At 70.8% G+C, this 13,124-nt stretch carries 14 protein-coding genes; 6 read left to right on the forward strand and 8 right to left on the reverse strand.

The window, feature by feature from the left end:
* Window positions 1-14 precede the first annotated feature (14 nt).
* Both ACFYTQ_RS06725 and ACFYTQ_RS06730 read left to right on the forward strand, forming a co-directional pair.
* Window positions 15-1,262 carry a cytochrome P450 gene (locus tag ACFYTQ_RS06725; protein ID WP_387357966.1) on the forward strand — a complete coding sequence of 416 codons (1,248 nt, stop codon included), beginning with the start codon at window positions 15-17 and terminating at the stop codon, window positions 1,260-1,262.
* A 100-nt stretch (window positions 1,263-1,362) separates the two neighbouring features.
* The gene (locus ACFYTQ_RS06730; protein ID WP_387357666.1) at window positions 1,363-2,706 is read left to right on the forward strand and encodes a phenylacetate--CoA ligase family protein; all 1,344 of its coding nucleotides are present in this window, start codon (window positions 1,363-1,365) and stop codon (window positions 2,704-2,706) included.
* Window positions 2,707-2,723: 17 nt separating this feature from the next.
* Here the strand turns inward: ACFYTQ_RS06730 and ACFYTQ_RS06735 are convergent, their stop codons facing one another.
* Together ACFYTQ_RS06735 and ACFYTQ_RS06740 are read right to left on the reverse strand one after the other, a co-directional pair.
* Window positions 2,724-3,014, reverse strand: coding sequence for a WhiB family transcriptional regulator (locus ACFYTQ_RS06735; RefSeq protein WP_387357667.1), 291 nt, complete (start codon window positions 3,012-3,014; stop codon window positions 2,724-2,726).
* A gap of 11 nt (window positions 3,015-3,025) precedes the next feature.
* The gene (locus tag ACFYTQ_RS06740; protein WP_387357668.1) at window positions 3,026-3,844 is read right to left on the reverse strand and encodes an acyl-CoA thioesterase domain-containing protein; all 819 of its coding nucleotides are present in this window, start codon (window positions 3,842-3,844) and stop codon (window positions 3,026-3,028) included.
* A gap of 79 nt (window positions 3,845-3,923) precedes the next feature.
* Between ACFYTQ_RS06740 and ACFYTQ_RS06745 the strand changes: the two genes are divergently transcribed.
* On the forward strand, window positions 3,924-4,718 hold the full coding sequence (locus ACFYTQ_RS06745) for an enoyl-CoA hydratase/isomerase family protein (protein ID WP_387357669.1): 795 nt from the start codon (window positions 3,924-3,926) through the stop codon (window positions 4,716-4,718).
* 30 nt (window positions 4,719-4,748) lie between these two features.
* Window positions 4,749-5,636 carry an HpcH/HpaI aldolase/citrate lyase family protein gene (locus ACFYTQ_RS06750; RefSeq protein WP_387357670.1) on the forward strand — a complete coding sequence of 296 codons (888 nt, stop codon included), beginning with the start codon at window positions 4,749-4,751 and terminating at the stop codon, window positions 5,634-5,636.
* Between the two features lie 68 nt (window positions 5,637-5,704).
* On the opposite strand, the gene ACFYTQ_RS06755 is transcribed toward ACFYTQ_RS06750, so the two are convergent.
* The 6 genes from ACFYTQ_RS06755 to ACFYTQ_RS06780 form a co-directional block, all read right to left on the reverse strand.
* Window positions 5,705-6,403, reverse strand: a complete 699-nt coding sequence (locus ACFYTQ_RS06755) for a GntR family transcriptional regulator (protein WP_387357671.1) — start codon at window positions 6,401-6,403, stop codon at window positions 5,705-5,707.
* Between the two features lie 79 nt (window positions 6,404-6,482).
* Window positions 6,483-6,935, reverse strand: a complete 453-nt coding sequence (locus ACFYTQ_RS06760) for a MaoC family dehydratase (RefSeq protein WP_387357968.1) — start codon at window positions 6,933-6,935, stop codon at window positions 6,483-6,485.
* A 14-nt stretch (window positions 6,936-6,949) separates the two neighbouring features.
* Window positions 6,950-7,813, reverse strand: a complete 864-nt coding sequence (locus ACFYTQ_RS06765; protein ID WP_387357672.1) for a MaoC family dehydratase N-terminal domain-containing protein — start codon at window positions 7,811-7,813, stop codon at window positions 6,950-6,952.
* Window positions 7,813-8,559: a 3-oxoacyl-ACP reductase FabG gene (gene fabG, locus ACFYTQ_RS06770; protein ID WP_387357673.1), complete on the reverse strand. Its 747-nt coding sequence runs from the start codon at window positions 8,557-8,559 to the stop codon at window positions 7,813-7,815. The genes ACFYTQ_RS06765 and fabG overlap by 1 nt, the downstream gene beginning before the upstream one ends.
* A 24-nt stretch (window positions 8,560-8,583) precedes the next feature.
* Window positions 8,584-9,405: an HpcH/HpaI aldolase/citrate lyase family protein gene (locus ACFYTQ_RS06775; protein ID WP_387357674.1), complete on the reverse strand. Its 822-nt coding sequence runs from the start codon at window positions 9,403-9,405 to the stop codon at window positions 8,584-8,586.
* Window positions 9,402-10,565 (reverse strand): acyl-CoA dehydrogenase family protein, encoded by a 1,164-nt coding sequence (locus ACFYTQ_RS06780; RefSeq protein ID WP_387357675.1) that lies wholly within the window; start codon window positions 10,563-10,565, stop codon window positions 9,402-9,404. Before ACFYTQ_RS06780 ends, ACFYTQ_RS06775 begins: the two co-directional genes overlap by 4 nt.
* Window positions 10,566-10,679: 114 nt before the next feature.
* On the opposite strand from ACFYTQ_RS06780, the gene ACFYTQ_RS06785 reads away from it, so the two are divergent.
* Together ACFYTQ_RS06785 and ACFYTQ_RS06790 are read left to right on the forward strand one after the other, a co-directional pair.
* The gene (locus ACFYTQ_RS06785; RefSeq protein WP_387357676.1) at window positions 10,680-11,915 is read left to right on the forward strand and encodes an acetyl-CoA C-acetyltransferase; all 1,236 of its coding nucleotides are present in this window, start codon (window positions 10,680-10,682) and stop codon (window positions 11,913-11,915) included.
* Window positions 11,916-11,954: 39 nt separating this feature from the next.
* A complete protein-coding gene (locus tag ACFYTQ_RS06790; RefSeq protein WP_387357677.1) occupies window positions 11,955-13,118 on the forward strand; it encodes an acyl-CoA dehydrogenase family protein in 1,164 nt (387 codons plus the stop codon).
* Window positions 13,119-13,124: the final 6 nt, after the last annotated feature.

The following is a 13,124-nucleotide window of genomic DNA, read 5'->3' on the forward strand; positions in this document are numbered from 1 at the left end:
GGTCACCGTTGACCATGCCACCACCCGAAACCCTGTCGTGCCCGGTCCCGTCCGGAGGCCCGGCCTCCGGCGACGGGCCCCGGACACCGCTCTACACAGCGGAATTCGCCGCCGATCCCTACCGGGTGTATCGCGAACTCCGGGCGCGGCACGGGGCGCTGGCCCCGGTCGAACTCGCCCCCGGCGTGCCCGCCACCCTGGTGATCGGCTACGCGACCGCGCGGCGAATCCTCAACGACCCGGACCACTTTCCCGCCGATCCCCGGATATGGCAGCGCGACATTCCCGCCGACTGCCCGGTCCTGCCGCTGATGGAGTGGCGCCCCAACGCCTTTCGCAGTGCCGGTCCCGAGCACGCGCGCTACCGCGTGCCCACGGTCGACGCCCTCGCCGGGCACGACCTGTTCTCCCTGCACAGCACCGTCGAACGGATCGCGGTGCCGTTGATCGCCGAGTTCTCCGCGACGGGCTCGGCGGAACTGATCAGCCAGTACGCCTATCCGCTGACCTTCGAGGTGGTCAACACCATCCTCGGCTGCCCGGCCGATATCGGGCGCCGGGCGGCGACGGCGATGGCCGCGATGTTCGACGGCTCGGACACCGACGCGGCCGACGCGGCCATGGTCGCCGCGCTGGGCGATCTGCTCGAGCGCAAGCGCGCGGAGCCCGGCGACGACATCACCTCGCGGCTGCTGCGGCATCCGGTCGGGCTCGACGACGCCGAGCTGATCAGTCAGCTGTTCAGCTTCTACGGCGCGGGCATCGAACCGTTGCAGAACCTCATCGTCAACACCCTGCGCATGCTGCTGACCGACGAGCGATTCGCCGGTGGCCTGCTCGGCGGGAGCATGACCACCCGCGCGGCCTTGGACGAGGTGTTGTTCACCGATCCGCCGCTGTCGAACATGTGCACCACCTTCCCCCGCCAGCCGATCCTCATCGACGACGTCTGGCTGCCCGCGCATCAGCCGGTGGTGATCAGCATGGCCGCCTGCAACAACGATCCCGCGAACGGCACCCGCGAATACTTCGACAACAATTCGCACCTGTCCTGGAGCATCGGACCGCACGCCTGCCCCGCCCGGTCGGTGGCCTACCTGGTCGCGCAGGACGCGATCGACCAGCTCGTCGACGCCCTGCCCGAAATGACGCTCGGCACAACCGAATTGACGTGGCGACCGGGTCCGTTCCACCGCTCGCTGACGGCCCTGCCCGTGACGTTCCCGCCGTCGCGGCCGCTGGGCGTCGTGGATCTAACTTAAGATATAATATATAATCACTGAGTTCGGGTCGACGCCGCCGCACACTGCCGCTCGCCGGTCCGGCGACATTCGTACAGGGGCTGACAGGTAGGAGACTCGAATGGCGGTCGCACCGTTCTCGGCGCGGTACTGGAGCGAGGTGGAGACGATCTCCGCCGCGCGGGCGCGGGCGATCCAGGACGAACGGTTGCGCGAACAGCTCGCGCACCTCGCCGCGAACAGCGCCTTCTATCGCGCGAAGTTCGCCGCGCACGGTGTCGACCCGGCGGCCGTGCGCGGCGTGGACGACCTTGCCGCCCTGCCCTTCACCGAGAAGCAGGAGTTGCGCGACAGCCTGGCGCAGTCGCCGCCACTGGGCGCGCACGTCGCGGTTCCCGACGCCGAGATCGTTCAGATCCAAGCCTCGTCGGGAACCACCGGCAGCCCGTCGTACGTGGCGCTGACCGCCTCCGACATCGTCACCTGGTGCGAGTTGGGGGCACGGGCGTTGTACGCCAACGGTTTCCGGCCCGGCGACCGGCTGCTGCACGGCTTCGGGATGAGCAAGGGTTTCGTCGGCGGCCTGCCGATCGTGCAGATCCTGCAATACATGGGCATCGTCGACATCCCCATCGGCGCGGAGGCGGGGGCGGAACGGCTGCTGCGCGTGCAGGCCGATCAGCGGCCGAACGCGCTGATCGGGACGCCGAACTTCCTCGTGCACCTCGCCGAGCAGGCGCCGCGCATCGTCGGCCGCCCCGCCCGCGACCTGGGTGTGCGCACGATCAGCGTCGGCGGCGAACCCGGCGGCGGTTCCCCCGCGATCCGCGGCAAGCTCGAGGCGCTGTGGGGCGCGACCGCGCGGGAGATGTTGGGCGGCACCGACATCGCGTGCACCTACTGGGGGGAGTGCGAGGTCGGCGACGGAATGCATTTCCTGTCACCGGATCTCATGATCGCCGAACTCATCGATCCCGACACCGGCGACCGCGTCGATCCGGTCGCGGGCGCGCACGGTGAACTGGTCTACACCGCGCTGCGCCGCCGGGCCTCCCCGTTGCTGCGCTTCCGCACCCGCGACCACGTCGTCGTCACCGGCACCGACTGTGCCTGTGGCCGAACGGGTTACAAGGTGCGCTGCGTCGGCCGCACCGACGATATGCTGATCGTGCGCGGCATCAACGTCTTCCCCTCGGCGATCAAGGATCTGGTCCTGGAACTCGCCCCGCGCACGACGGGGGAGATGCGCGTGCGCCCCGACTTCGAGGGCCACTCGACCCAGCACCCGCTGCCGCTGGTCGTCGAGTACGCCGACGGCTTGGACGAGGCGGCGCGTTCGCAATTGCGCGCGGACATCGAACAGCGCGTCCGCTCGGCACTCAATGTGAAGACGGTCGTGGAGCTGGTGCCGGACGGGACGTTGAAGCGCCCCGACCACGTGAAGGTCGCCCTGATCGAGCGCTGACCGCGGCGGCCCGGCCCTCAGCGGGCCGGGCCGCGCCGCCGGTCGAGGTAGCGGGCCCAGCGGTACTCGACGCGTTCGGCCGGGGTGAGCCCGCCCCAGATGCCGTGCGCCTCATGGGCGTTCAGCGCGTAGTCGCGGCACCGAACGAGGCTGGGGCAGCGGGCGCACAGGCGTTTGGCCGCGGCGGTATCGGATTCGTCGCCGGTGTAGAAGACGTTCACGTCGTGGGTCCGGCAGGCGGCGCGGAGTTGCCAGTCCCAGGCGTCGGCGCGGGGCGCCGGGAGGCGGAGGGGCTTCTCGCGGGGCAACGGAGGATCCTTCAGTGCTGGCGCAGGGAGTAGGGGCCGACGGCGCGCTGCGCGTTGGCCAGGGCGGAGGCCGTCACCGTGCCGATGACGCCGTGGCGGTCGAACGCGACCGCGGTGCCTACGGCGATGCCGTCGTGTTCGACGCGTTCGGTCAGCGCCAGGCCGAGTTCGTCGCCGCGGGGGAGACGCGCGAGGGCCAGGCTGACATCCGGATTGATGAACTCGAGTCCCGCGCCGCCCAGGTTCGAGATCAGGTTCGTCACGTCGGCGACGGAGGCGGCCAGCTGGAACGGCGTCGGGTCCTCACCGTGGACGACGGGAATCGGGAAGTGCCAGATCTGTTTTCGCTCGGCGGCGACGAAGCCGTCGGTCCATCCGCCCCACCCGTGCGCCGGGTCGAGGTAGAGCCGTTCGCGATCGCCCGGCGGGGTGAGCCCGGCGGCCGGTGGGGTGGGGGAGGTGCCGCCGGACCAGACCTTCCCGCCCGGGGTCTCGCTCGGCCGCAGATACAGCGCGCTCGCCCGGGCGACCGGTTCGCCCTCCTGGAGCAGGGTGGTGTCGACCAGACACAGCCGCGGCCCCTCGCGCCGGACCGTCGCCGTGGTGGTGGACGGGCGCATTCGCGCCGCGCGGAACAGGTCGAGGGTCCAGCGCACAGGTCGCAGATCGGCGCGCCCGAGGGTGGCGACCGTGCGCTCGGCCTCGCGGGCGAGCGCGCCGCTCACGGCCGGCCCGCGCAGATGCTCCGCGCCCCAGCCGCTTTCGGCTCCCGGCTCGGGATGCAGTTCCTCGGTATCCCCGTACTTCACGCGGAAGAAGGCGCGATCCATGCTGACTCCCATCTTGTAGTACTTAATATATAATGTTTTCATTGAATTCGGTATTCCCGACCGGTATGGAAGGACGGACATGAGCCGCTATGCGCGCTTCGAACATCTGCGGGTGGACGGCCCCGACGAGGCGGGGGTCGCCGAGCTGGTGTTCGACGCCCCCAATCTGAACGCGGTCGGCGAGGGGGCGCACGCCGATCTGGCGGAGGTCTGGCGGGAGTTCGACGCCGACCCGCAGGTCAAGGCCGTGGTCCTGCGGGGCGAGGGCAAGGGCCTGTCGGCGGGCGGCTCGTTCGCGATGGTCGAGGCGATGCGCGACGACTACGAGGTCCGCACCCGCGTGATGCGCGAGGCCCGCGACCTGGTCTACAACGTGCTCGACTGCACCAAGCCGATCGTCTCCGCCATCCACGGCCCGGCCGTCGGCGCCGGGCTCGTCGCCGCGATCCTCGCCGACGTCTCGGTGACGACCAAAACCGCCAAGATCATCGACGGCCACACCCGCCTCGGCGTCGCCGCCGGGGACCACGCCGCGATCTGCTGGCCGCTGCTGTGCGGCATGGCCAAGGCCAAGTACTACCTGATGACCTGCCGCCCGCTCAACGGCGAGGAGGCCGAGCGGATCGGGCTCGTCTCGCTGTGCGTCGACGCCGACGCGGACCTGCTGCCCACCGCGCGGGAGGTGGCCCGCGAACTCGCCGCGGGCGCGCCCACCGCCATCCGCTGGACCAAGCAGTCGCTGAACAACTGGTATCGGCACGTCGCGGGCTCCATCTTCGACGCCTCGCTGGCGCTCGAGTTCTACGGGTTCGGCGGTCCCGAGGTCCGTGAGGGCCTGGCCGCCCACCTCGAACACCGCAGCCCGCGGTTCTGACCCACCGTATCTCGCAGAAGGAGAAGATCTTTGAAGCCGTACCGTTCGATGTTGTTCGTGCCCGGGCACAAATCCAGCTGGGCGGAGAAGGCGGTCGCCGCCGGAGCCGACGCGCTGATCCTGGACCTCGAGGACTCCGTCCCGGCCGCGGACAAGGCCGCCGCCCGGGGCATCGTGCGGGAGACCCTCGGGCGGCTGCGCGAGCAGAACGTCCGCCCCGACGTGTGGGTGCGCCCCAACAGCTATGACAGCGGACATTTCGGCGCCGACGTCGAGGCCGTCATTGTGCCGGGCGTGGCCGGTCTGTTCCTGCCCAAGGTCTACAACGCCGAGGAGGTCCGCCGCATCGACGCGGTGGTCGCGCACATCGAGGAGCGCGAGGGCCTCGAACCCGGCTCGGTGGGCCTGATCATCAGCTTCGAGACCGCGGTCTCGGTGGCGCACTGCGAGGAGATCGCCGAGGCGTGCCCGCGGGTGTGGAGTCTGCTCGGCGCCACCGGCCCGAACGCCGACGTGGGGCGCGAACTGGGCTTCGAATTCACCCTCGAGGGTCTCGAGACCCTGTATCAGCGCAGCCGTATCGTGGTCGCCGCGCGCGGCGCGGGTCAGACCCACCCGGTCACGGGGGTGTGGCAGGACATCAAGGATCTCGACGGGTTCCGCCGGTTCGCGGAGGATTCGCGGCGGCTGGGCTTCCGGGGGATGGTCTGCATCCATCCGTCGCACATCGCCATCTCCAACGAGGTCTTCACCCCCTCGGCGGAGACGGTGGAGTACTACCGCCGGATGATCGCGGCGTTCCGCGCGGCCGAGGCCGCCGGGAGCGGGGCGGTCGACTTCGAGGGCGTGCACATCGATCTGGCCCACGTGAAGACCGCCGAGGCGGTGCTCGAACTGGCCGACGCGATCGGCGTGTAACCCACGGCCACAACGGAATTCGACGAAACCGGCTCCGGACACGCTGTCCCGGAGCCGGTTTCGCTTGTTCAGGCCTCCTCGGGCACCGACCACGGGCCGGTGCGCTCCAGCATTCCCAACACGCCCTGGGCGCCGTCGAGGATGTGCTTCTCGGTCAGTTCCCGCAGCCGGTCGGCGTCGCGGTCGCGCAGCGCCTCGATCATTCGCGGATGGTCGTTGCCGATGGCGGCCAGGCGGCCCTCCAGCGAGGCGTAGAAGCGGTTCGGCAGATGCCGGACGACCGAGCCCAGCAGCAGGGTCAGGCGGTGGGAGTCCGCGGCCAGATTGATGTGCCGATGGAATTCGTGGCCGTGCACGGCGATGGCGTCGCGATCGTCCGCCGCGATCGCGGCGTCGAGGCGGGTGTTGATCGCCTCGAGTTCGGCGATCCGCTCGTCGGTGATCGTGGTCGCGGCGCGCGCGGCCAGCTCCGCCGCGAATTGCGCCTGCGCCCAGAACAAGTCGTACACGTCCTGCGGGGTGACCGGCGCCACGACGAATCCGCGCCGCGGCACCAGCTCCACGAAGCCCTCGCTGCGCAGCGCCAGCAGTCCCTCGCGCACCGGGGTATTGCTCACGCCGACGGCCGCGGCGATCGGTTCCATCCGCAGGAACTCCCCGGCGCGCACCTGTCCGGACATGATCAACTCGCGGACATAGGACGCCACCTCGTCGGGTAGCTGCTGCCGTCCGCCGATGCCGCGGATCCGGGTCAGGTTGTCGGCCACGCCCTCGCCTCCCTGTCGGGTGTGCGCCCGGAAACGGCGCGTCAAAACATAATATAAGATGCGACGGCGCCGGGCCCGATTACGTGAGCAGCACCAAAGTGTCGGCGACACAGGCCGGTTTGGCCGCGTCGGTGGCCTGCACCACATAGCGTGTGGTGAGGATGGTGCCGCCCGCCGCCTCGCGCAGATCGGTGAAGGTCGCGGTGCAGCGCAGGGTCGAATCCACCGGGACCGGCGCGGGGAACCGCACCTTGTCCACCCCGTAATTGACTCGGGCCGAGCCGAATTCGAGCGCGAACAGCCGCGCGCCGAACCAGGGCAGCAGCGACAGGGTCAGATACCCGTGCGCGATGGTGCGGCCGAACGGACCGGCGGCGGCGCGGTCCGGGTCGACGTGGATCCACTGGTGATCGCCGGTCACCTCGGCGAACGCGTCGATCCGGGCCTGGTCGACGAGCAGTGGCTCGCTCGGGCCCAGCGGTTCGCCGAGCGCGGCGCGGACCTCGTCGGGTCCGGTGAAGGTGCGAATCATGGTGGGGGCCTTCCTCATCCGAGATCGATCTCGACGGTCGCGTGCGCGTCCCCGCCGGGGCCGAGCAGGTCGATCCGCGGGCCCGGAGCGTCGCCCGGCTCGATCCGGAACCGGGCGGATTGGGCACAGAACAGGGGAGCGCGGTTGCGGTGCCGCAGCCCGGCCGGGCGTCCGGTCCGCCCGGCGAGGCGGTGGACCTCGGCGGCGGCGAGGGTGATCAGCGGTCCGTGCACGACCAGGCCCGGGTACCCCTCCACGCGGGTGGCGTAGGGCCAGTCGTAGTGGATGCGATGCGCGTTGGCGGTGGCCGCGGAGAACCGCATCAGCAGCGTCGGATCGGTGGCGAAGTCCCACTCCGTGTCCCCCGCGCGCCGCAGCGGGGCGCCCGCCGGGGTCAGGGCCGCCGCGTCGGCGGGGTCGGCGGTGGCAGGAGCGGCCGGGCCCGCCTCGCGGTAGATGAGGTCCTGGCGTTCGTCGAGCGCGAGTTCGCCGCCGTCGCGGTAGAGCCGCGTCGAGACCACCACGACGACGAGTTTGCCGGAGCGCCCGGACTTCTCGGTCACCGATTCCACCCGCGACACCCGCCGCACGGTCTCGCCCACGTGGATCTCGCTGTGCCAGCGCACCTCTCCGCCGGCGAACATGCGCCGGGGCAGTTCGACCGGCGGCAGGAAGCCGCCGCGCACCGGATGCCCGTCCGCGCCGATCAGCGAGGAGACCGGCCAGCGCGGCAGCGCCACCCAATGCCACATCGGCGGGAGTTCGTCGCCGGGGCCGGGGACCGGCAGCCCGTCGTCGAACAGCGCGGCCAGCGCGGCGACCGGGGCGGGATCGATGAGTTCGGAGCTGGTGACGGTGTGCGGTTCCCAGCCGGGCACTACATGAACCTCCCGCCGGTGACCTCCAGGACGGCGCCGGTCATGTACGACGACAGGTCCGAGGCGAGAAACAGTGCCACCGAGGCGATCTCGCTGACCTCGCCCGCGCGGCGCATGGGGATCTCGGCCATCTTCTCCGCCCAGACCTTCTCCGGCATGGCCTCGGTCATGGGCGTGCGGATGAGGCCGGGCTGAATGGCGTTGATCCGGATGCCGTGGTGGGCGACCTCCTTGGCGGCCGCCTTGGACAGCCCGACGATGCCGGCCTTGGCGGCCGAGTAGTTGGTCTGCCCGACCAGCCCGACCTTGCCCGACAACGACGACAGGTTGACGATCGCGCCGCGTTTGCGCTCGCGCATGATCGCCGCGGCCTTGCGGGTGCCGTTCCAGGTGCCCTTCAGGTGGACGGCGACGACCTGGTCGAACTGCTCCTCGGTCATGGTGCGCATGGTCGCGTCGCGGGTGATGCCCGCGTTGTTGACCATGACATCGAGGCCGCCGAAGGTGTCCAGCGCGGCCTGCAACAGGGCGTCGACATCGGCGGAATCGGTGACGTCGCAGCGCACCCCGATCGCCTTGTCCGGGCCGCCGAGACGTTCGGCGGCCTGCTTCACGGTGTCGGCGTCGAGGTCGCCGAGGACGACCCGGGCGCCCTCGGCGAGGAACGCCTCCGCGATGGCGTAGCCGATGCCCTGGGCGGCGCCGGTGATGACCGCGGTCCGGTCGAGCAGCAGTGGTTGGGACATGTCGGACTCCGTTTCGTCGGGATGTCAGGGACGGGGAGACGCCTGGAGCAGGATGCGCTGGGCGCGGTCGACGACCGGCTTGTCGATCATCTGCCCGTTCAGCACGGCCACGCCCTCGGTCGTGGTCGCCTCGACCACCGTTGTGGCCCAGCGGATCTCGTCGGCGCTCGGCCGGAGCGCGGCCGCCGCGGTGGGGACCTGCCGGGGATGGACGCAGAGCTTGCCCGCGAATCCGAGGCGGCGGGCGTAGTTCACGTCGGCGGTCAGCAGCTCCGGTTCGTCGACCGCGCCGGTGACCCCGTCGATCGGCCCCGCCAGCCCGGCCGCCGCCGAGGCGAGCACGAGCGCGCCGCGGGCGGGCGCCAGCGCCTCCCGGTCACCCGGGGCGATGCCGAGCTGCGCGGCCAGGTCGAAGGTCCCGATCGCCAGGCGGCGCACCGCGGGGACATCGGCGATCGCCGCCGCGTCGAGCACCCCGCGCGCGGTCTCGATCAGCGCGACGAGGGCGGGCTCGGTCAGTTGCGCCGCGATCGCGCCCAAGGCGGCGGGGTCCTCGGCCTTGGGGACCATGACGACGGCGCGGTGCCGCGCCAGCATCGCGAGATCGTCCGCGTACCAACGGGTTCCGTCGGCGTTGATGCGCACCGCGTTGCGGTTTCCCGCCGCGAGCCACTGGTGGACGTAGTCGCGCGCCTCGTCCTTGCGCTCGGGCGCGACCGCGTCCTCGAGGTCCAGCACGACCATGTCCGCCCCGGCGGCCCGCGCCTTGGCGAACCGGTCCGGCCGGTCGCCGGGCACGAACAACCACGTCGCCGCGTCGAGCGAATCCTGGTGTGCCGCCGTCATTTCCGCGTCCCGGCCGCGCGCACGAGCCCGCCGCCGATGATCAGGCGCTGGATCTCGCTGGTGCCCTCGTACAGGCGCAGCAGCCGCACATCGCGGTAGATGCGCTCGACCGGAACCTCGCGCATGTAGCCGGTGCCGCCGTGGATCTGCACGGCGAGATCGGCCACCCGGCCGACCATCTCGGTGCAGAACAGCTTCGCCGCGGACGGCCCGATGCGCCGGTCCTCGCCGCTCACGTAGCGGGCGGCGGTCTCGCGGACCAGGGCGCGCCCGGCCAGCACCCCGGTCTGCTGATCGGCGATCATGGCCTGCACCAACTGGAACTCGCCGATCGGGCGGCCGCCCTGGGTGGCCGCGGCGGCGTAGCTCACCGACTCGTCGAGCGCGCGCTGGGCCGATCCGACGGCGAGCGCGGCGATGTGCACCCGGCCGCGGGCCAGCGATGTCATCGCCGCCCGGTACCCCACCTCCTCCGAACCGCCCACCAGCGCCGAGTCCGGAATCCGCACGCCGGAGAACGTGACGTCCGCGGTCCAGGCGCCCTCCTGGCCCATCTTCGCGTCCTTGGCGCCGACCTCGAGGCCGGGGGTGTCGGCGGGGACCAGGAACACCGCGATACCGGGGCCCGAGTCGTCGGCGGGACGGGTGCGGGCGAAGACCACGAACAGATCCGCGATCGGGGCGTTGGTGATGAAGCGCTTCTGGCCGTCGATGACCCAGTCGTCGCCGTCGCGCACGGCCTTGGTGCGCAGGCCCGCCGGATTCGAGCCCGCGCCCGGTTCGGTGAGGGCGAAGGAGGCGACGACCTCGCCCGTGGCGATCCGCTCGAGCCAGCGGGCCTTCTGCTCGTCGGTGCCGAAGTTCACCAGCACCTGACCGGCGATGCCGTTGTTGGTGCCGAACATCGAGCGCAGCGACAGCGAGGTGTAGCCGAATTCCATCGCCAGCTCGACGTCCTGGGTGAGGTCCAGCCCCAGACCGCCCCACTGCTGGGGGATCGCGTACCCGAACAGGCCCAGCTCGGCGACCTGCTTGCGCAGATCGGCGGGGATGGCGTCGGCCGCCATGATCTCCTGTTCGCGGGGCACGACCTTGGTGCGGACGAATTCGCGCACATGTGCCAGGATCGCGCTGAAGTCTTCGGGGCCCACCTCGGGCATGTCGATCACCGTCCTCTGTTCGTCTTGAAGAATATTATATAAAATGTATAAACTGCAAGTAGTGTCGGCGGCACGGACGGGTGGCTGTCCTGAGCCAATTCGATCGGAATGGGTGTGACTACGGTGTCGAATCAGCAATATGTCCGGCGGGTGGCGATCGTGCAACCCCTGCGAACCCCCGTCGGCACCTTCGGGGGCGCGCTGCGCGACGTCCCGGTGGAGGATCTCGCCGCCACGGTGGTCCGCGAGGTCGTGGACCGTTCCGGCGTCGATCCCGAGCGGATCGAGGACGTGGTGTTCGCGCAGTCCTACGCCAACTCCGAGGTGCCGTGCGTGGGCCGCTGGGTGGCACTGCACGCCGGACTGCCGATCGAGGTGCCGGGAATGCAGCTGGACCGCCGGTGCGGCGGCGGCCTCCAGGCGCTGGTGACCGGGGCGATGATGGTGCAGACCGGGGCCGCCGATGTGGTGCTGGCCGGGGGCGTGGAATCCATGAGCCGCATCGAGTACTACTCGACGGCCACCCGCTGGGGCGCGCGGGCGGGCACGGTCTCGCTCTACGACCGGCTCGACCGGGGCCGCGAGCGCTCCCAGCCCGAGGAACGGTTCGGCAAGATCTCCGGAATGATCGAGACGGCCGAGAATCTGGCCGCCGATTACGGGATCGACCGCGACAGCGCCGACGCCTACGCCGCCCGCAGCCATCAGCGCGCCGCGGCGGCGTGGCAGAACGGCCGCTTCGACGCCGAGGTGGTGCCGGTGACGGTGCCGCAGCGCCGCGGCGAGCCGCGGGTGGTCGCCACCGACGAGGGCGTGCGGCCCGACAGCACCCCCGAGACCCTCGCGAAGCTGCGCCCGATCACCCCGGGCGGCACGGTGACCGCGGGCAACGCCAGCCAGCAGAACGACGCCGCCTCGGCCTGTCTGCTGGTGGCCGAGGACCGGCTCGACGATCTCGGCCTGACGCCGATCGGCTATCTCAACGGCTGGGCGGCGGCCGGCTGCGATCCGTCGCGCATGGGGATCGGGCCGGTACCCGCGGTCGCGAAACTCGCGGCGCGCCAAGGGCTCGACACCCGGCAGCTGCTGAACGGGCTGGACCTGGTCGAGCTGAACGAGGCGTTCGCCGTGCAGGTGCTCGCGGTGCTCGAGGGCTGGGGCTGGCGCGATCACGACCGGCTCAACGTCAACGGCTCGGGCATCTCGCTCGGGCATCCGATCGGGGCCACCGGGATGCGGATGGTGACCACGCTGCTGCACGAACTGCGTCGCCGCGGCGGCGGAAAAGGCTTGGCCACCATGTGTATCGGCGGCGGCCAGGGACTCGCGGCGACCGTGGAGACGGCCTGACGCGCGGCCGCCGGGCAAACCAAGGAAAGAAGGAGAACGATGACCACCCTCACTCCTGACGAGCAGGAGATCGTCGCCCTCGTCGGCCGATTCGTCGACGAGAAGGTCCGGCCCCGGGTGCGGGAGTTCGAGGCCGACGACATCTACCCCGGCGAACTGATCGACGAGATGAAGCGGCTCGGCTGCTTCGGCCTGCTGGTCCCCTCGGACCTCGGCGGCGTCGAGGTCAGCACCGCGTGCTTCGCGCGCGTCACCGAGGAACTGGCCCGCGGCTGGATGAGCATGGCCGGGGCGATCGGCGGTCACTCGGTGATCTCCTATCTGATCCGCACCTTCGGTACCGACGAGCAGAAGAAGACCTACCTGCCGAAGATGGCGACCGGCGAGATCCGGGCGACCATGGCGCTCACCGAACCCGGCGGCGGCAGCGATCTCCAGGCCATGCGCACCACCGCGCGGGCCGAGGGCGACGACCTGGTGATCAACGGCAGCAAGACCTGGATCTCCAACGCCGCGCACTCCGGGCTCATCGGCCTGCTGTGCGTCACCGACCGCGAGGCGAGGCCCGCGCACAAGGGGATGAGCGTGGTGCTCGTCGAACCCGGTGCGGGCATGGTCATCTCGAAGAAGCTGCCCAAGCTGGGTTACCGCGGCGTCGAGGCGTGTGAGCTGGTCTTCGACGAGATGCGCGTCCCGAGCACGGCCGTGCTGGGCGGCACGCCCGGCATCGGCTGGAACCACATGATGCGCGGCCTCGAGGTCGGGCGCGTGCAGGTCGCCGCCCGCGCGGTCGGCGTGGCCCAGGCCGCGCTCGCCGACGCCACCGTCTACGCCCAGCAGCGCGAATCCTTCGGCAAGCCGATCTGGCAGCATCAGGCGGTCGGCATCCACCTGGCCAATATGGTCACCAAGGTGCAGGCCGCGCGGTTGCTGACCGCCGACGCCGCCGACCGCATCGACCAGGGCCTGCGCGCGGATATGGAGGCCGGGATGGCGAAGCTGTACGCCTCCGAGGCCGCCATGGAGGTGGCCCTGGACGCCATGCGCGTGCACGGCGGCTACGGTTTCTCCAAGGAGTACGAGGTCGAGCGCTACTTCCGCGACGCCCCGCTGATGATCCTCGGCGAGGGCACCAACGAGATCCAGCGCAATGTGATTGCCGCGCAACTGATTTCGCGTAACAAGGTCGACGACCGGAGCTGAGACGGG

Origin of the sequence: Nocardia sp. NPDC004068 (assembly GCF_042874315.1) — a bacterium.
In the GTDB taxonomy this organism is placed as follows: domain Bacteria; phylum Actinomycetota; class Actinomycetes; order Mycobacteriales; family Mycobacteriaceae; genus Nocardia.